The organism is Labilibaculum antarcticum (genome assembly GCF_002356295.1).
Lineage (GTDB): Bacteria > Bacteroidota > Bacteroidia > Bacteroidales > Marinifilaceae > Labilibaculum > Labilibaculum antarcticum.
Genome location: NZ_AP018042.1, coordinates 2677386 through 2695606, shown reverse-complemented (window position 1 = coordinate 2695606; position 18221 = coordinate 2677386). Strand labels below are relative to the sequence as shown.

The 18221-nt window shown below is 37.4% G+C and carries 14 protein-coding genes; 4 read left to right on the top strand and 10 right to left on the bottom strand.

Features of this window, described 5'->3' with window-relative positions:
• Window positions 1-71 precede the first annotated feature (71 nt).
• The gene (gene rlmH, locus ALGA_RS10625) at window positions 72-545 is read right to left on the bottom strand and encodes a 23S rRNA (pseudouridine(1915)-N(3))-methyltransferase RlmH (protein WP_096429283.1); all 474 of its coding nucleotides are present in this window, start codon (window positions 543-545) and stop codon (window positions 72-74) included.
• Between the two features lie 276 nt (window positions 546-821).
• Here rlmH and ALGA_RS10620 point away from each other — a divergent pair, with 276 nt between their 5' ends.
• Complete coding sequence (locus ALGA_RS10620; protein WP_162845429.1) at window positions 822-1223, top strand: DUF4783 domain-containing protein; 402 nt, start codon at window positions 822-824, stop codon at window positions 1221-1223.
• Window positions 1224-1510: 287 nt separating this feature from the next.
• Window positions 1511-2836: an ammonium transporter gene (locus ALGA_RS10615; RefSeq protein ID WP_096429281.1), complete on the top strand. Its 1326-nt coding sequence runs from the start codon at window positions 1511-1513 to the stop codon at window positions 2834-2836.
• 124 nt (window positions 2837-2960) lie between these two features.
• Here the strand turns inward: ALGA_RS10615 and ALGA_RS10610 are convergent, their stop codons facing one another.
• The 6 genes from ALGA_RS10610 to ALGA_RS10590 all read right to left on the bottom strand — a co-directional run bounded on the left by ALGA_RS10610 (window position 2961) and on the right by ALGA_RS10590 (window position 10915).
• A complete protein-coding gene (locus ALGA_RS10610; protein ID WP_096429280.1) occupies window positions 2961-4466 on the bottom strand; it encodes a glutamine synthetase family protein in 1506 nt (501 codons plus the stop codon).
• A 528-nt stretch (window positions 4467-4994) separates the two neighbouring features.
• Entirely contained in the window at window positions 4995-5762 is a 768-nt protein-coding gene (locus ALGA_RS10605) for a DUF6515 family protein (RefSeq protein ID WP_145957612.1), read from the bottom strand.
• A 325-nt stretch (window positions 5763-6087) separates the two neighbouring features.
• Entirely contained in the window at window positions 6088-7425 is a 1338-nt protein-coding gene (locus ALGA_RS10600) for an NAD(P)/FAD-dependent oxidoreductase (protein ID WP_096429278.1), read from the bottom strand.
• Between the two features lie 185 nt (window positions 7426-7610).
• Window positions 7611-7778, bottom strand: a complete 168-nt coding sequence (locus tag ALGA_RS22955) for a hypothetical protein (protein WP_153244846.1) — start codon at window positions 7776-7778, stop codon at window positions 7611-7613.
• Window positions 7779-8027: 249 nt separating this feature from the next.
• The gene (locus tag ALGA_RS23175; RefSeq protein ID WP_197705739.1) at window positions 8028-8174 is read right to left on the bottom strand and encodes a RidA family protein; all 147 of its coding nucleotides are present in this window, start codon (window positions 8172-8174) and stop codon (window positions 8028-8030) included.
• A gap of 119 nt (window positions 8175-8293) precedes the next feature.
• Window positions 8294-10915, bottom strand: coding sequence for a valine--tRNA ligase (locus ALGA_RS10590; protein ID WP_096429277.1), 2622 nt, complete (start codon window positions 10913-10915; stop codon window positions 8294-8296).
• Between the two features lie 336 nt (window positions 10916-11251).
• Between ALGA_RS10590 and ALGA_RS10585 the strand changes: the two genes are divergently transcribed.
• Window positions 11252-12451 carry a pyridoxal phosphate-dependent aminotransferase gene (locus ALGA_RS10585; RefSeq protein WP_096429276.1) on the top strand — a complete coding sequence of 400 codons (1200 nt, stop codon included), beginning with the start codon at window positions 11252-11254 and terminating at the stop codon, window positions 12449-12451.
• A 75-nt stretch (window positions 12452-12526) separates the two neighbouring features.
• Here ALGA_RS10585 and ALGA_RS10580 read toward each other — a convergent pair whose 3' ends face one another.
• Window positions 12527-13108 (bottom strand): thioredoxin family protein, encoded by a 582-nt coding sequence (locus ALGA_RS10580; protein WP_096429275.1) that lies wholly within the window; start codon window positions 13106-13108, stop codon window positions 12527-12529.
• 276 nt (window positions 13109-13384) lie between these two features.
• Window positions 13385-14626 (bottom strand): exo-beta-N-acetylmuramidase NamZ family protein, encoded by a 1242-nt coding sequence (locus ALGA_RS10575; RefSeq protein ID WP_096429274.1) that lies wholly within the window; start codon window positions 14624-14626, stop codon window positions 13385-13387.
• A 131-nt stretch (window positions 14627-14757) separates the two neighbouring features.
• Between ALGA_RS10575 and ALGA_RS10570 the strand changes: the two genes are divergently transcribed.
• On the top strand, window positions 14758-16002 hold the full coding sequence (locus ALGA_RS10570) for an ABC transporter permease (RefSeq protein ID WP_096429273.1): 1245 nt from the start codon (window positions 14758-14760) through the stop codon (window positions 16000-16002).
• Window positions 16003-16046: 44 nt separating this feature from the next.
• Here ALGA_RS10570 and ALGA_RS10565 read toward each other — a convergent pair whose 3' ends face one another.
• Window positions 16047-18197, bottom strand: a complete 2151-nt coding sequence (locus tag ALGA_RS10565; protein WP_096429272.1) for a glycoside hydrolase family 2 protein — start codon at window positions 18195-18197, stop codon at window positions 16047-16049.
• Window positions 18198-18221 lie beyond the last annotated feature (24 nt).

Sequence of the window (18221 nt, the reverse complement as noted above, 5' to 3'; positions counted from 1 at the left end):
TTGAAATGTTTTATTGCTGATACAAAATTCATGCTAAACACCTCACAAATTAGCATAATTAGTTCAAAGCATCAAACGTGATGATAAGGCTCACCTTTAATAATGGTCATGGCTCTATATAACTGCTCTGTAAAAATCATCCGAATCATCTGATGTGAAAAAGTCATTTTAGATAAGGAAAGCTTTCCTTGCGCTTTTAGATACACCTCATCAGAAAAACCGTAAGGGCCGCCAATTACGAACACTAAATTTTTAGTTCCTCCAATCATTTTCTGCTCAATAAATTGAGAAAAGCCAACAGATGAAAACTCTTTACCACCCTCATCGAGCAATATTAGTGTATCTCCCGATTTAATCTTTTCTAGAATTAAGTCTCCTTCTTTTTGCTTCTGTTGATTTTCAGATAAGTTCTTGGTATTTTTAATATCAGGAATAATATTTATTTCGAAAGGAAGATAATGAACCAAGCGCTTTTGATATTCATCAATCCCATTTCTCACAAAATCCTTATCCGTTTTCCCAATAACTAAGAGAACAATTTTCATTTAGTTGTAATTTTCAATTTAGACTTAACTTACATACAATTTTAGGTGACCACTTGAAGCATTTAAACATTAATTTCAAGTCAACACTTATAGTAAAGAGTCAATCTTCCATTAATATTGCTAATAGGTAAGGCGATGATACACCATCACTACACATCATAACAATCAATTCTTTTCCTATAAATAAAAAGAAATTCAGATTTTTTTTAACTTGCAATGTATTTTTCGCACAGTATTTGTGTAAAGGTATATGATATTAAGTTGAAAATTATTCATATGAGATTTATAAAATACATATTTGCAGGAATGTTCTTTCTTTTAGTTTGTTCCTCATCGGCAATTTCTCAAAATCAAGACGATTTACCCCGAGAACTAATAACTGCGTTTAAACAAGGCAATAGTATCAGCTTGTCGAATTTCTTTGGAGAGCGAATTCAATTAACGATCCAAGATAAAGAGGCTATATACAGCAAATCGCAAGCAACGCAAATTATGGCAAAATTCTTTAGGGAATTTCCTCCAACAGGATTCTCCAAGAAACATGTTGGTGGCAAACCCGATGCTCGCTATGTAATTGGTAGTTTAACTACAACAAAGGGAAGCTTTCGAGTCAATCTATATCTGAAAAACGACACCGGGAAATTTGTCGTACATCAACTACGAATCGAAAAAAACTAACAGAAAAGGCTCCAAATATATTGGAGCCTTTTCTTTTTACAACACCCCTACTTCTAATTTCTCTGTTAATTCATATTTTATTTATAACATTTGAAAATAAAACAATCAACCCCTAAAATAAAGGGGTGTTGATGTATATTTAGACTTTCCTAAACCATTACGCCCCATCACACATTAGGTTATTTCTTATTTTTATATTATTTTTACCACCCAAGCGTAATATTTGACGGAATACAATCCATAATCACACCAACCGGATTTTGTACATTTTTTAAATCATTATTGTGATGAAAAACAGTAAAAAGTGGCTTTATGCCTTCTTGCTACTTATTGTAGTGGCGATTGTTGGAGTATTTATTCCTAGTGTTGAATTTGGTGTAAGCGACCCAAATATTGTTTCAGGAGATGTAGCATGGATGCTAACCTCAACCGCTCTGGTTCTTCTAATGACTCCCGGACTTGCATTCTTTTATGGAGGTATGGTTGATCCCAGAAACATCATATCAACCATTCTTCAAAGTTTTGTTGCAATGGGAATCGTAAGCATGATATGGGTTACTATTGGATTTAGTCTTGCTTTTGGAGACAGTATTGGCCCGGAAGGTTTTGGATTGGTTGGAAATCCTCTCACTTACCTAATGTTTCAAAACGTAGGAGGTATGACAAATCCAGAACTGGCACCAACGATACCATTTGCGCTTTTTGCTCTCTTCCAACTAAAATTTGCGATTATAACACCTGCCCTTATTACCGGATCGTTTGCAGGAAGGGTAAGATTTAGAGCATATATGATTTTCATAAGCCTTTTCACCATTTTTATATACGCACCACTTGCTCACTGGACCTGGCATCCAAATGGTTTCCTTCGTAATATGGGCGTATTGGATTTTGCCGGAGGAACAGTAGTTCACATGTCTGCCGGGTTCGCAGCACTTGCCGGGGCCATGTTTTTAGGCAAGCGAACCAAATCGAAATTCAACGAAAAACGCGCCAATATTCCATTTGTACTCTTAGGAGCTGGAATGCTTTGGTTTGGATGGTTTGGATTTAATGCAGGATCAGCATTAGAAGCCTCATCAACAGCTGTATTGGCCTTACTAAATACCAATACTGCATCGGCAGCCGCCATGCTAACCTGGATTTTCCTTGATGGCGCAAGAGGTCATAAACCTTCAGGACTAGGAGCTGCTATCGGATTGGTTGTTGGACTTGTAGCCATCACACCAGCCGCAGGATATGTAACCGTAGGAGCATCAATCACAATTGGAGTTATTGCATCTATTGTAAGTAATTACGCAATTACATTACAAGGGAAAACATCACTAGATGATACGCTTGACGTATTCCCGGCTCACGGAATGGGAGGAATTACCGGAATGATTTTAACTTCGGTATTTGCAAATGAGGTAGGACTAATACACGGAGAATACAAAACATTTTTTGCGCACCTACTCGCATTAGTGATTGTTGGAGTCTTTACTTTCGGAGGATCATACATTCTATATTGGATCACTAACAAATTTGTCACACTAAGAGTTTCAGAATACTCCGAAGCAAAAGGTTTAGACATATCTCAGCACGACGAATCCTATTCCTTTGCATACAAAGAATAAATAAAACCATAAAAAAGTCCCGCAACTTTCGTTGCGGGACTACCCCATATAAAAAACCTGATCTTCTTTTGAATGTCAAAGTAAAAAACACTTTACAGCAAGCATTTTCACGTAACGATTAGACCTACATACAGTGAATGTAATCATTTACAATCTCCATAATTCGATCTTCATTACCCAGAATTCGGTCATTTAACCCATTATCTTCATATAGTTTTAATTTTTTCACAACTGCATCAATTGTTCCTTTTGGAAAAATACCATTCTGCTCAAAAATTCCTCTTTGCTCAAGCAAACAATCTGCACTCTCCCAACAACAATTTGGCAATTGCTCCAAACTATCTAATTTCTCTTTATAATGCGGCGCGAAAATATCAACATCCGCATATAATTCCTCTGCCATCTGCAGTCCATTCTCCATTTCCAATCCATGCTGACCAGCAACAATTAGCCCAGCCATTAATGAATAAACATCTGCTGAGCCATCAGGCACTCTAAACTCAAAAGTTTGCTTGCCCGAAAAATCTCTTGAATCTTCTGGCTCCAACGGATTCACACTTTTAATCATTCCTGTAGCACCTACCCAACCAAGAGGAACGCGAACCAAAACAGAACGATTCCGATCTCCCCAACATACGTAGGTAGGAGCTTCCTGATGCGGAACCAAACGCAAATAAGAAGTAGGTATTGTGTTTCCAAACGCCGTTAAAGCACCCGAAAGCTTCATTATACCAGCAATCATTTTTTTGGCAGTATCTCCCAATTTACCATTTTCGATACAAATATTTTTACCGTCTTTCTCAACCAACATATGAATATGCAAACCACTACCAGCTTTACCAACTGTGATTTTTGGCGCCCAGCTTACCAATGCATTTTCACGGGCAGCCAACATTCTCACAATCCATTTTGCAACAACTAACTGATCAACTGCATCCTCGGCTTCAACGGGTAAAAATTCAATTTCGTGTTGTTCAAAACCATCATCACCAGCAGTAAAATTACCAACCTCAGAGTGCCCGTACTTTATTTTACCACCACACTGAGCAATTAATACCATTGCCTCACGTCTTAAATTTTCCCATTTAGTAAACGGCTGAGAACTATGATATCCTTTTTGATCTACATCTGTATATAATGTGTGATTTGGACTTTTAATATAATATTCCAGCTCACCCATTGCCTTAAAAGTAAGACCTGTGGATTTTTTAAAGGTATCGTGTGCCTTTTTTAGAATATGCTCAGGAGCACTTTCCAATGGTTTTCCTTCAGCATTATAGAATGAACAAAGAACATCCAAACTTGGAACTTCTGAAAATGGATTAACAAATGCCGTCTTAAATCGTGGAATTACATACAAGTCACTTGAGCCTGCTCCGATATATGAAAATAAACTCGATCCATCAACACGCTCGCCAGAAGATAAAATACTATCCAAATGGCTTTTACCCGTAATAATAAAGTTTAACGTTTTTAGCTTTCCATCTTCAGCAACATAACGGAAATTAATCATCTTAATTCCATTCTCTGCTATATATCTTACCAAATCCTCTTTTGTGAACTCACAGCTTGGTTTTTGAAGGAATTGCACCAACTTATTCGGATCCATTAAATATTCATCCCTTGTCATAATGCGCCTGTTTTAATTTGTGTGTTGTTGTTATAAGTTATTGAGAGATAAAATAGCCTAGTTTCAACTGAATATCCAAGCGAAAATCAGAATTTAAAGTCCTCACAAAACAAAGCGTAAAACCCAATAAAATCAATACATTCAGACCATGAATCATCTTTTGCTACGGAACTGAAAAACTGTTTCACAACAGATTTACGAAAACGTTTTCGGGTGGCAAAAATAAGATTTTTCACAACACCCCCTAAAATGACTACACCCAAACAAATTAAGATTCATTATTACCATCCTAACTCCCTCAATTGATATAGTCATAATCCGAAAGGAAAAGCCAACATTGAGAAATACCCCGTTTCAGACCACGCAAGCATCAAAACGTCATTTTTTACACAAGAAGGGTGTGGTTTTGCGTTTTTTAAGACTCATTCAAGTCATTTTTCGCAACCACACCCCCATGTTTTTTATTTATACAGATACTACCGATTTCAATATTGTTAAGTTTAAAACACCTGTTTTTTTACATTCCCATTAAAAACTGAAAGATAAATGTATTCCACTAGGAGCATTTACTAATCTAAAACCATTCCTGCTTTTAACAAAACAAATATCTCCATTTGTATAATATATCCCTCCGTGCAGTGAAATTCTTTGACAATTATCTGGTACATAAGAGAAATACAATGAATTTGGCGCATCAACCATTACGTATCCAACTTCTGGGTAAAATCTGTAATAATCCCCATCTGAGTAATAATAATCCCCATAAGTGTGTCTTATTACCACAGGAGCAACAGCAAATCTTACTACTACATTTCCGTAACGACCGTGTCGATAACAATTGTGTCCACGATCATTATAAAAGCGTCTGTAAGAATGTTGAGGATGAACAGTTTTTGGATATCTATTACTTCGGTAATGATCGCCTGAAGATGAATAAGATCTATGTGCATGCGAACCATTATTACCTCTATTCTTTACGTAACCATTAGCTTTTGAATGACCTTTATGGTTTGAATGACTTTTACCATAACTATCCCGCTTATAATTAGCATTTTGCTTCTTATACTTCTTGGAAGAAGCATTTCTTTTTTGATCTGAGCGATCCGAATAACTACTCCTATTATATTTCTCTTTTTTATCGGACTCTCTTAAACGATTTGATTTACTAGGCTCCTCGTAACGTTGCTTATCATTTTTATTTGACCTGCGTTGAGCTGAAACACTTGAAGTAGAAACTGCGATGGCTGAAACCAATACAATACTGGCTGTCAACTTATATAACATAGACTTTCTCATGGCGTTTAATTTTTAATATGTAAGCCTAATTGTCGTTTTGCGTAAAATGAAATTCAAATACTCCACAACACTCTTAAATGGCTTTTACTATTGTCATCCTATGATTGGGACAAATCTTCTAAAAATCAAGTACCGGTATACTTTGACTGAATAGTTGCAAAGCCTGTGCCAAAAATTAAAAAAGCACCAATCTCTTGTGAAATTGATGCTTTCAGACTTCTTGAAATATAAAAATTTAAAATTGCGCCTGTAGAATGCCAGCACATAATCAAAAGACTTATAGAACAGAAGTGCACTAAAAGCTCATTTGGATTAGTAGTTGGTCCTAATTCATATTAATCTTCTCCTTTATCTGATTCCTTTTTGAAGCCCTATCGGTAAAACTTCGTTTATCTGGTCGAATTAAAACCCGCAGCGATTGATCCGAAGTCCAATAATTCCAAACCCAATTGACCAGAATAAAGAATCGGTTCTTTACACCAACTATTGCCATTAAGTGAACAAATAACCAAAGTATCCAAGCCAAAAACCCTTGTATTTTAACTCCTGGCAAATCAGCCACCGCCAGATTCTTACCAATTGTTGCCAAAGAGCCTCTGTCCTTATAATGAAATGCCTTCATTTCCTTCCCTTTTTGGATATTTATAAGATTTTTACCCAAAACAGCAGCCTGTTGTAACCCAACTTGTGCAACCTGTGGATGCCCATTCTGATGTTCGCCCTCCTTTTGCAAAGCCAAATCACCCAAAGCATATACATTATTCAAGCCACTTACCCGATTAAACAAATCAACCCGAAGTCTGCCTCCCCGAGTTGCGGCAATCTCCGAAATTCCTTTAATAGGATTCGCAACAACTCCTGCAGCCCAAACCAAAGTGTAAGAATTAAACTCTTCGCCATCGGCCAAACTAATTTTAAGACCATCGTAATCGGCAACACGAGCCTCTGTTTTCACAATTACACCTAACTTCTCTAAGTAGCTTTTCGCTTTCGCGGATGCTTTCTCCGACATACCGCTCAACAATCTGTTCGATGCCTCGAACAAATACACATTCATCAAAGAAAAATCAAGCTCAGGGTAATCCTTTGGCAGGATTTCATTTTTCATTTCGGCCAAAGCCCCAGCTAACTCAACACCCGTAGGACCACCGCCCACCAAAACAATATTCATGTAGTTAGCCGCCTTTTTCGGATCTGATTCGTTCAAGGCCTTTTCGTAGTTACGTAGAATTGAATTACGCAGAAAAATTGCTTCGGACACCGATTTCATTGGAATCCCAAACTCCTCGATATTCTTATTTCCAAAATAATTGGTATCAACACCAGTGGCTAAAACCAAATGATCGTATTTTAACGAACCTAAACTTGTATATACCTCTTGTATATTTGGATTCACCTCCAACAATTCAGCCATTCTAAAATGCACATTTTTCCGTTTCTGAAAAATCTTTCGCAAGGGAAAAGCAATAGAACTTGGCTCCAAACCAGAAGTTGCCACCTGATAAAACAAAGGCTGAAACTGATGAAAATTATTCTTATCAATTAAAACTACCTGATACTTTGTTTTCACCAATTGGCGTGCAAGCTTTAAACCCGCAAAACCACCACCAATAATTACAATTCTTATTTTTCCGTTTTCGGGTATGTTTTTTATGGTATCCATTTCGGCCTTTTATTAGGTAAGTCATTCAACATCTGCCTTAAATAACTCTTTTAAGATTTAAGACTCTTTTGTCTGATACAAAATAAAGAATTATTTCTCTAATAAACTAATAGTCCAGAAACATCAACCGTTTGCGAACAAAATTTTATTTTAAGACAGATTAAACTCATCATAAGAATAGGAAACTAAAGAGTAAATGGAATGCAGTGCAGGATAAAACCAGAGAATGGAATGCTATATGTTACCAAATTGACCGTGAGATCTGATAAAAGAATCGTACCACCTCCCATTGGAATACTCTTACCAGGCAGATGCACCGTCAGACCTGAAAAATGCAGACTGAGACCTGTCATCTGCAATGCACTTTGCGAGTATTACTATGCGGATGGATAGTATTACTGTGCAGCTGGCAAGTATGACGGTGCAGCTAGATAGTATGACGGTGCAGCTAGCAGGTCGCACGGTGCACTTGTTAACAAAGAGTGTAAATCTCCTCGAATCAACCTACAAAAAAACAAATTTGAGTGATAGCTGGTAAAGCAGAAAACCCGAAATGCACTCTAAATACATTACGGATTCTATTTTAAAATGTAATATCGTAATCAAGCTAGTTTTTCGAATGTACTTAGTGTCTGCTCCTTATTATCTACTGTAGCATCTTTTGCTGTTTGTCCACAAAGATAAATGGTATTTCCATGCTCAACAATACGGCTCATTCTTGGAGTCGAATCAATTCTTTTGATAGTCATTTTGGCAACTATTTAAGTTTTTTTGTTTTGCCAAAATAGATAAAAAAGGAAAAAACAGTAAAAAAAATACCGTTTCAAATGAATGAAACGGCATTTTATATATTAGAGTTAAGCTCTATTTACTTCATACTGGCAATACGATCTTCTAAAACTTTGATTTTAGCTTCGGCATCGGCCATTTTCTTTTTCTCAATTTCGATGACTTTAGCCGGCGCATTGTTGACAAAACGCTCGTTGCTCATTTTCTTTTGAACCGAAATAAGGAAGCCTTTGGTATATTTCAACTCTTCTTCCATTTTCTTCAATTCTTCCTCAACGTCGACCAAGTCGCCCAAAGGAATAAAATATTCAACAGCATTTACAATGAACGACATTGCACCAGTCATTTCTCCGTTTGCAACAGTAATCTCCTTTAGGTTACACATTTTAGCCACTACACAATCGAAAGAAGCATCGTAATTGCCTCCCTCCAATTTGTAATTCATTTCTAAAACTTCCTTAAAAGCAATGTTCTTTTGCTTACGGATATTACGAACAGCTACAATCACTTCTTTTACCAGCTCGAATTTCGTTAACAATTCGGAGCTGTATGATTCCGGCTGTGGCATTACTGAAACCATGATACTTTCCTCATCGGAACGATCGGCAAGTAATTGCCAGATTTCCTCAGTTAAGAAAGGCATAAATGGGTGCAGTAATTGCATCAGCTTTTCGAATAAAGCGACAGTCGTATCGAAAGTCTTTCTATCGATTGGCTGCTGATAGGCAGGCTTCACCATTTCCAAATACCAGGATGAGAATTCATCGCGGAACAGGGTATAAACGGTCATTAATGCTTCGCTGATACGATATTGCTTGAACTGCTCATTCAACTGCTCCATGGTGTTGTTTAAACGCGCATGAAAAACCTCAGTTGCTATACGGGCATATTCAGGTTGCTCGATATCGGCAACTTCCCAGCCTTTTACCAAACGGAATGCATTCCAGATTTTAGTGGTGAAATTACGTCCTTGTTCCGGTAAGCTTTCGTTGAAAAGTAAATCTCCTCCGGCAGGAGAACACAATAGCATTCCAACACGAACTCCATCGGCACCATACTTGGCAATTAAGTCGAGAGGATCAGGTGAGTTACCTAATGATTTTGACATTTTACGACCTTGCTCATCTCGAACAATTCCCGTTAAATAAACATTAGAGAATGGCTTCTCGCCTCGGTACTCATATCCTGCAATTACCATACGGGCAATCCAGAAGAACAAGATATCCGGTCCGGAAACCAAATCGTTACTTGGGTAATAGTATTTGATTTCCTCATTTTCAGGATTACGAATACCATCGAACACAGAAATAGGCCACAACCATGATGAGAACCATGTATCCAATACATCCTCATCCTGACGTAAATCTTCTGCTTTATATGTTTTTCCTGTTTTAGCGGTAGCTTCAACAAGAGCTTCTTCCATTGATTTAGCAACTACATTACCACCTTCGGGCAAATAGTAAACCGGAATACGCTGTCCCCACCACAACTGACGGGAAATACACCAGTCCTTCACATTTTCCATCCAATGGCGGTAGGTATTCTTGAATTTTGGAGGATGCAACTTAATATCGTCGTTCATTACATGCTCGAGAGCTGGCTTAGCCAATTCTTTCATATTCAAAAACCACTGCATACTCAATTTAGGTTCGATTACTGCATTGGTACGTTCCGAAAAACCTACTTTATTCACGTAATCTTCCACTTTAACCAAGTTGCCTGCTTTCTCCAAATCAGGAAGAATCAAGTCACGAACTTCGAAACGATCTTTTCCAACATAAAGCTGTGCAGCCTCACTCATGGTTCCGTTATCGTTAAAAATATCGATTGACTCTAAATTATGACGATCACCAATTTCGTAATCATGAATATCATGAGCGGGTGTAATTTTTAATGCACCGGTACCAAATTCCACATCAACATACTCATCTTCGATGATAGGAATGGAACGATTCACCAAAGGAACGATGCAACGCTTGCCTCTTAAATGAGCAAAACGTTCGTCGTTAGGATTGATACAAACAGCTGTATCTCCCAATATTGTTTCAGGACGAGTGGTTGCAATAGTAATGTACTCATCGCTTCCTTCAACCTGATATTGCAAATAGTACAGTTTCGATTGTAATTCTTTATAGATTACCTCTTCATCAGAAACGGCTGTTTGTGCAGATGGATCCCAATTCACCATGCGAACACCACGATATACCTTTTCCTTCTTATATAAATCGATAAAAACATCGATTACCGATTCGTAAAGAGATTCATCCATGGTGAAAGAGGTTCGTTCCCAATCACATGAAGCACCCAATTTTTTCAGCTGCTCTAAAATAATCCCACCATGTTTCTCTTTCCATTCCCAGGCATGCGACATAAACTCTTCACGAGTAATGTCTTCTTTAGAGATGCCTTCCAGCCTTAGTTTGTTTACAACTTTAGCTTCAGTTGCAATAGATGCATGATCGGTACCTGGCACCCAACAGACATTCTTTCCCTGCAATCTGGCTCTACGCACCAATACATCTTGAATTGTATTGTTCAGCATGTGGCCCATGTGTAACACTCCGGTGACGTTTGGAGGAGGTATTACAATTGTATACGGCTCTCTCTCATCAGGTACAGAGTGGAAGAATCCTTTATCCATCCAATACTTATACCATTTGTCCTCCGATTCTGCAGGGTTGTACTTTGTTGGGATTTCCATGTGTTTAACTAAAATTTAAAAATCTATACTACTAAAAATTTGGCTCAAAATTAAGAAAATCTAAGCGATAAATCTCCAATAAAAAGCAACAATCTGTATGAAAGGGATCTGTAATACCGATTTAATCTGATTTTAAAATGACACAAGGTGCTTAAGTGAGAGCTATCTGAAAATACTGAACTACCAATTTGGTACAAATTCACTAGCTTGATTACTAAATTTCATATTTTTAAAGGGATACTGAAAAGCAATAAAAATCATTTTTTTTACCTCGAATTTTATCTACTTTTGGCGGTACAGAAAAGTTAAGAGATAAAATATATAAACACCAAACAAATGCCACAAATATCAGACAAAGGAAGATTAATGCCTGAGTCACCAATTCGTAAATTGGTGCCTTACGCAGAAGCGGCTCGTGCTGCTGGGAAAAAAGTATATCCTTTAAACATTGGTCAGCCAGACATTAAAACTCCTGAAGTTGCCATGGAAGCAATTAGAAATTGTACCGAAAAGGTGATTGAGTATTCTCATTCGGCGGGTAATATTTCTTATCGCAAGAAATTGGCAAAATACTATCAGAACATCGGAATTAATGTTGACGAAAATGAGATGTTGATTACTACAGGTGGTTCGGAAGCAATTACATTTGCATTGATGACTTGTATGAATCCGGGTGATGAGATTTTGATTCCAGAGCCATTTTATGCAAACTACAATGGTTTTGCAGTAGCTACTGGGGTTGTGGTAAAACCTATTACATCGAGCATCGAAAATGATTTTGCTTTGCCTGCAATTGAAGAATTCGAAAAATTGATGACTCCAAAAACCAAAGGAATTGTTATTTGTAATCCAAATAACCCAACTGGTTACTTGTACTCGAAAGAGGAATTGAACCAATTGCGTGAATTAATCATTAAGCACGATTTATACCTTTTCTCAGACGAAGTTTATCGTGAATTTTGCTACGATGGAGAAGAACATTTCTCAGCTATGAAGTTGGAAGGCTTGGAGCAAAATGTTATCCTGATTGATTCTGTTTCGAAGCGTTACAGCGAATGTGGTGTTCGTATTGGCGCCATGATTACCAAAAACAAAGATGTAATTACTACTGCTTTGAAATTTGCTCAGGCCCGTTTGTGTCCTCCTGCTTTTGGACAGATTGCTGCTGAGGCTTCATTGGAAACGCCACCAGAATACTTCACCGAAGTTTACAACGAATACATTGATCGTCGTAACTTTATGGTTGCTGCTTTAAACAAAATGGAAGGTGTTTACTCTCCACTACCTAAAGGTGCTTTCTACACTGTAGTAAAACTCCCAATTGATGATGCGGATAAATTTGCTCAGTGGATTTTGGAAGATTTCGAATACAAGAACCAAACTGTAATGGTTGCTCCTGCTACAGGATTTTATGCAACTCCTGGTTTAGGTAAAAACGAAGTTCGTATTGCTTACGTTCTGAAAAAAGAAGATCTTGCTAACGCAATGGAAACTCTTGCCGAAGCATTGAAGGTTTATCCTGGAAGAACGATTTAATAGGTAAAAGGATAAAGCTAAAAGGCTTTACTAAATAGATACAGAAACGGCTCCACAATTGGAGCCGTTTTTATTTTACAACAAGTCACAGGCATCAGCCGGCATCCAGTGTTTGTCTTTCCCATCCCATTTTACGTTGCAACCAATCGGGTTAGTTACCGGAACAGAGATTTCTTTTCCTGCCAAATATTCATCTATTGCCCGTTCCAAATCACGAACTTGAACTTTCGAAGTATCTCTTGGATTATCTACAGCTCTACCAATATAAATCAGCTTTCTGGCTTCATTAAATAAATAATAATGAGGAGTTCTCAACGCTCCATAAGCCATTGCAACCTCTTGTGTTTCGTCATACAAATAAACCCAAGGAAAATCATTTTCTTCCATTCGTGTTACCATATGATCGTAATCATCTTCCTCGTAAGTATTTGCAGAATTAGAATTAATCCCCACAAATTCGACTCCATTTGGAATGTATTTGTCTGCGATTGCTCTGGTATCTTCGTCGGAGCCGATTACATACGGACAATGATTACAAGTAAAAAAAATCACTAATAATTTAGATGACTTAAAATCATTCAATTTATAACGAATTCCATCAGTAGCTATCAGATCAAAATTCGGAGCTTTATCATTAATGTGTAAGGTAAATGCCATTTTAATTATTTTAAATTGTTGAACTCTCCTTTAAATTTACCCATTATTTTGAGAAAATATAAATTAATTTAAAGCTTTTCCATTGTAGATTAGCTCCTGCTAATTTTTAAAATAAACATCATTAATTAACACATAATTAATAACCAGTTTATACTTCTCAAATTTCTCTTTTGTAAACTTGTACTCGTCAAGGATGAATATAAATTCACCACAAATAAAAGAATTCCCTCAGAAACAGATCATCGGAATTGCAACTTAGTCGATACAACTTTCCTTTCACTCCGGTGCTTCTGTTTCTCTTTCGATTCGCTCTTCTGCAAAATCAGGATAAATAAGGTACTTCGCTCTAATTGTCATGAATTTGTTGCGATCCGATTCCCAACTATTTCTAATTTCCGCTTCCGACAAGGAGTTTTCAATTTGAGTTCTCAGTTTTGCTGTTCCGGCCAGATTTTCAAAAAAAGAATTAAAAAAATCAGGTTTAGCTTTCAATTCACTGTAAGCATTTAATAAAAAAGACAGATCTAATTTTTTCTTTTTGCGGAAATCCTCTGGATTTATCTTTCTTAAATCATAGGCAATGCATTTTTCACCTTCAAATTTTGGATATTTACTCGCACCCGAAATGCTTTGAGGCGTAAACTCACAATCACCATTGGTAAAAGCAGGATGTCCGTATGCTTGAAAGGGGTACTCAGTACCACGACCGGCACTTACAACTGTTCCCTCAAAAAAACAAAGGGACGGATACAAGCTAACTGACAAATGATTTGGCAAATTTGGCGAAGGCTTTACAGGCAATAAATAGGCATCATCTCGATTCCAATTTTTACACGGAACAACCACCAATTCGCACTGCACTTTATTCTTTAACCATTTCTCCCCATTAATCATTTGGGCATATTCACCTATCGACATGCCATAAACAACCGGCACCGGATGCATTCCAACAAAGGAGCGGTATTTCATTTCCAAAACAGGTCCATCCACATAATGTGAGTTTGGATTTGGCCGATCGAGAACAATCACCTGCTTTCCCTGTTCAGCACAAGCTTCCATCACATAATGCAAAGTCGATATATAAGTATAGAAACGAACACCTACATCCTGAATATCAAAAAGTACCACATCGATATCCTTCAAATCTGCCGCCGAAGGTTTAAAATGCTTCCCATACAAAGAAACAATTGGCAAACCTGTTTTTACATCCAGGCCATTGGTAATTTTTTCTCCGGCATCAGCATCTCCTCTAAATCCATGTTCCGGGCTAAATATTTTAGTAATCTGAATATCCTTTGCCAACAAAGCATCAACCAAATGCTCTCCCTTCACCAAAGAAGACTGGTTAGCAACTACGGCAACTTTCTTTTGGTTAAGAAGTGGAATGTATTCCTCAAAACGTTCGGCTCCCGTTAGCAATGCTTCAGATTGTTTTTGTGCACAAGATGATAAACTTACTGCAATTAGAAAGCAGGAAGTCAGCACACAATATTGTATCAATTGTTTTATTTTTCTCATTTAACTAATTTTACTCATCTGTAAACCCTAAATTACTACTTTTGTATTAATCTCTAAAACAATAGAGTAATTAGCTTGATTTACAAGCCTTAAAACGATAACAACAACGAACTTTTATAATAAATCTCAATTTGAACTTAGAACTTTTTATAGCTAAGAAAATCACCCTCAACAATAAGGGCGACGGAAATATATCTCATCCCATTATTAGCATTGCTAAAATTAGTATTGCTCTTGGCATATCTATAATGATATTGGCTGTGGCTATTGTTACCGGGTTCAAATCTGAAATTACGAACAAGGTTATTGGTTTTGGATCGCATATCCAAATTACAAATTACGATAACAACTCGTCGTTTGAAACTCAACCAATCGAAAAAAACGCCATATCCATAAGTGGCATTGAAAATACCCCTGGGATTTTACACGTACAATCTTTTGCAACCAAACCTGGCATTCTTAAAACGAAATCAGATATTCAAGGAATTGTTTTAAACGGAATAGGCAAAGATTATGATTGGAGTTTTTTTACTAATCATTTGGTTGACGGAAGAATCATTCAGCTTACCGATAGCACCAAAAGCAATGAAATTCTGATATCGGAGAAACTCTCGAACCTTCTTCAGCTTAAAGTTGACGATAAATTATCCGTCTATTTTATACAGCAACCTCCTAGAGTAAGAAGCTTTACCGTTGCCGGGATTTACAATACCGGAATGGAAGAATTCGACAAACTATTCCTTATTTGCGACATACAACACATTCAGAAACTAAACGACTGGACTGACAATCAGGTTAGTGGATATGAGATATTTATTGATGACTTTGATGATTTGAATTTTATAGAACAGCAAGTAAGAGGCATTACTGCGACCTCATTTACCGATGAAGGTGCCGGATTAAAAGTAAGGAGCATTGTTCGTAAATATCCGCAAATATTCAGCTGGTTAGACATGCTCGATATGAACGTATGGATCATACTAAGCTTAATGATACTGGTTGCCGGTTTTAATATGGTTTCGGGTCTTTTGATTATTATTCTTGAAAAGACCAACATGATTGGGATTTTAAAAGCCTTGGGCACAGAAAACTGGTCTATTCGTAAAATCTTTCTATACCAATCGGCCATGCTTATTGGCAAAGGAATGCTGTGGGGAAATATTATTGGTATATCAGTCTGTTTGTTACAATCCTATTTCGAGATAATCCCTTTGGATCCAACGAATTACTATGTAGATACCGTACCTATCAATCTTAAACTCAGTCACATTATTCTTTTAAACATTGGAAGTTTAATAGCAACAGTTTCGATGTTATTGGTTCCCTCCTATTTAATCACCAAAATAACTCCTGCAAAAGCCATTAAATTTGATTAAAAAGAAAGGACAGGATGATTTTCCTGCCCTTTGTATTCTTCTTTTTATTTCTCTAAATCAGGTAATTTACCCAATTGAATGGTATCTCGTGCTACGATTTTATTACCAAACCATCCTTCGGCGTAAAGAACATCCTGATCAACAGCTATGGAATCCCACTGAAAACGGGTATCGCCTCGTGGTCCCGCATTTTTCATTCTCGTCCCAAATGAAACCTCTCGTTTCAAATCATTATAAAGAACGACCGAATCGCAATTGCTATACGCCCAAACATCCTTGTTCCCTGGTTTTTCAAACCGATCCGTCCACGACTTGGAAACAATGTAAACCATTGGATAATCACTTGCTTTTCGATACATGCTTTGATACAAATAATAAACGTCTTTCTTGGTTTTATGATCGTGTAAAATCAATCCTTTTTGATTCATATAAGGAATCGGATTCATTCCTCGTCCAATTCTTGGCGAAGCAAAATCGAATGCCACCCATACAAAATGCCCGGGAAACTCACCTTTTAGAGATTCTCCTTTCGAGATCTTGTACTCATGCAAAAAACAGCCATACTCCTGCGACCAGAAATCTGTGATTCCCGAGGAGCCGTAATCTTTGCTCATATCAAATTTTTCGTTGCTGTGCGTGTTGTAATTCATATCGGCACCATACTCTCCAATTATACTGTTCGGAGTGTAATCATCTATCTGGCCAACATACCAGCCACTCCAATCCTGAGGAGCATACACATCCACAATCTCCTGATTCGATTTAAATTTAAAATTACAACCTGTTGTTGGGCGAATAGCATCTGTTCTTTTAGCAAGGTCAACCAACTCACCGTATAACTTATTCGATTCAGATTCGCTTGCTCCGGAACGGTCCGATTCATTGCCAACACCCCAAACAATTACCGAAGGATTGTTATAGTATTGCTCTATCATTTCCTTCATTTGTTGCTTGCAATTTTCCATAAATGCAGGATCTTCAGAAACGCTTCCTGTCAATGGTATTTCCAGCCACAACATCAGGCCCAACTCATCACAAGCCTTCGCAAATTCTCTATCGCAAGGATAATGGGCATGACGAACGACATTAAACCCAGCATCTTTAATGATTTGAGCATCGGCAAAATGTTGCTCGTTGGGTAAAGCATAGCCCAGGCCTTCCATATCCTGATGACGGTTAACACCACGTAACAACATCTGTTCGCCATTCAAACTAAAAGCCTCGTGGTTCGCCAAAGTATAGTATCGAAAGCCAAAAGTGCTTTCAAAATTATTCACCTCATTCCCATCGTAACTAAGGGTAGAAATTACCTTGTAAAGTTGTGGATCGTCAACACTCCAAAACTGAATAATTCCCAATGCCGATTCGGATTGCTGGAAGCTCATCTCAGCTCCGGCCTCAATAGTTTTACTCATCTTTTTATCAGCCATTAATTTTCCGTCTGGCGAATAAATCTTAGAGCTTAACTTTACCTTTTTTACTGATTTCGAATAATTTGTCACCCTTGTTTCAATCGACAAAACGCTAGGAGCCTGACCTCCACAAACGGGCGTATTAAAAACCTGTTCAATCTTCACCGGATCTGTAACATGAATCCAAACATCCCGATAGATTCCACCATAAACGGCATAATCAAAACTAAATGGAAATGATCCTCTTTCATCATACATCCAGGGTGCAATGGCCGGATTGTTCGAATTATCTGCACGAACCGCCAGTGTATTATCTTTCCCAAACTTAATTAAATCAGTTATATCGAGCGAAAAAGCACTATATCCACCCCGATGGATTCCAGCTTTTTTACCATTCACCCAAATTTGAGCTTCTAAAGAAACCGCTTCAAATTCGATAAATATTCGTTTTCCTTTCTGCGCTTCCTCTATGGTAAAGTTGGTGCGATACCAGGCAGGACCTTTATACATCGTACGAACATCGTTTTCAAAATCGAAACGCCCGTTAAAAACATCATTATTCACGCCATCGCTTCCTCCATTAAAATCATGAGGAATTTGAACACTCAGCCATTCTTTATCATTGAATGACGTTTTGTATGCATTCCTAACATCTTTCTTGATAAATCTCCAATCATTCTTATTGATGGAATAGGTGATCCTTTTCTCTGTGGCACTTGAGCCAAAGGGAAAGAGGAACAACAAACTTAAACAGACTAATACGCTTCGGTTCCAATTATTCATAATTTGTATTTTTAGCCATTCAGA

Bases quoted from the DNA above. Each gene is read 5' to 3' on its own strand.
- ALGA_RS22955 (WP_153244846.1), bottom strand. From the start codon at position 7,778: ATGACAGGTCTCAGTCTGCATTTTTCAGGTCTGACGGTGCATCTGCCT.
- ALGA_RS10600 (WP_096429278.1), bottom strand. From the start codon at position 7,425: ATGGATACCATAAAAAACATACCCGAAAACGGAAAAATAAGAATTGTA.
- ALGA_RS10590 (WP_096429277.1), bottom strand. From the start codon at position 10,915: ATGGAAATCCCAACAAAGTACAACCCTGCAGAATCGGAGGACAAATGG.
- ALGA_RS10615 (WP_096429281.1), top strand. From the start codon at position 1,511: ATGAAAAACAGTAAAAAGTGGCTTTATGCCTTCTTGCTACTTATTGTA.
- ALGA_RS10605 (WP_145957612.1), bottom strand. From the start codon at position 5,762: ATGAGAAAGTCTATGTTATATAAGTTGACAGCCAGTATTGTATTGGTT.
- ALGA_RS10620 (WP_162845429.1), top strand. From the start codon at position 822: ATGAGATTTATAAAATACATATTTGCAGGAATGTTCTTTCTTTTAGTT.
- ALGA_RS23175 (WP_197705739.1), bottom strand. From the start codon at position 8,174: ATGACTATCAAAAGAATTGATTCGACTCCAAGAATGAGCCGTATTGTT.
- rlmH (WP_096429283.1), bottom strand. From the start codon at position 545: ATGAAAATTGTTCTCTTAGTTATTGGGAAAACGGATAAGGATTTTGTG.
- ALGA_RS10610 (WP_096429280.1), bottom strand. From the start codon at position 4,466: ATGACAAGGGATGAATATTTAATGGATCCGAATAAGTTGGTGCAATTC.
- ALGA_RS10565 (WP_096429272.1), bottom strand. From the start codon at position 18,197: ATGAATAATTGGAACCGAAGCGTATTAGTCTGTTTAAGTTTGTTGTTC.
- ALGA_RS10575 (WP_096429274.1), bottom strand. From the start codon at position 14,626: ATGAGAAAAATAAAACAATTGATACAATATTGTGTGCTGACTTCCTGC.
- ALGA_RS10580 (WP_096429275.1), bottom strand. From the start codon at position 13,108: ATGGCATTTACCTTACACATTAATGATAAAGCTCCGAATTTTGATCTG.
- ALGA_RS10585 (WP_096429276.1), top strand. From the start codon at position 11,252: ATGCCACAAATATCAGACAAAGGAAGATTAATGCCTGAGTCACCAATT.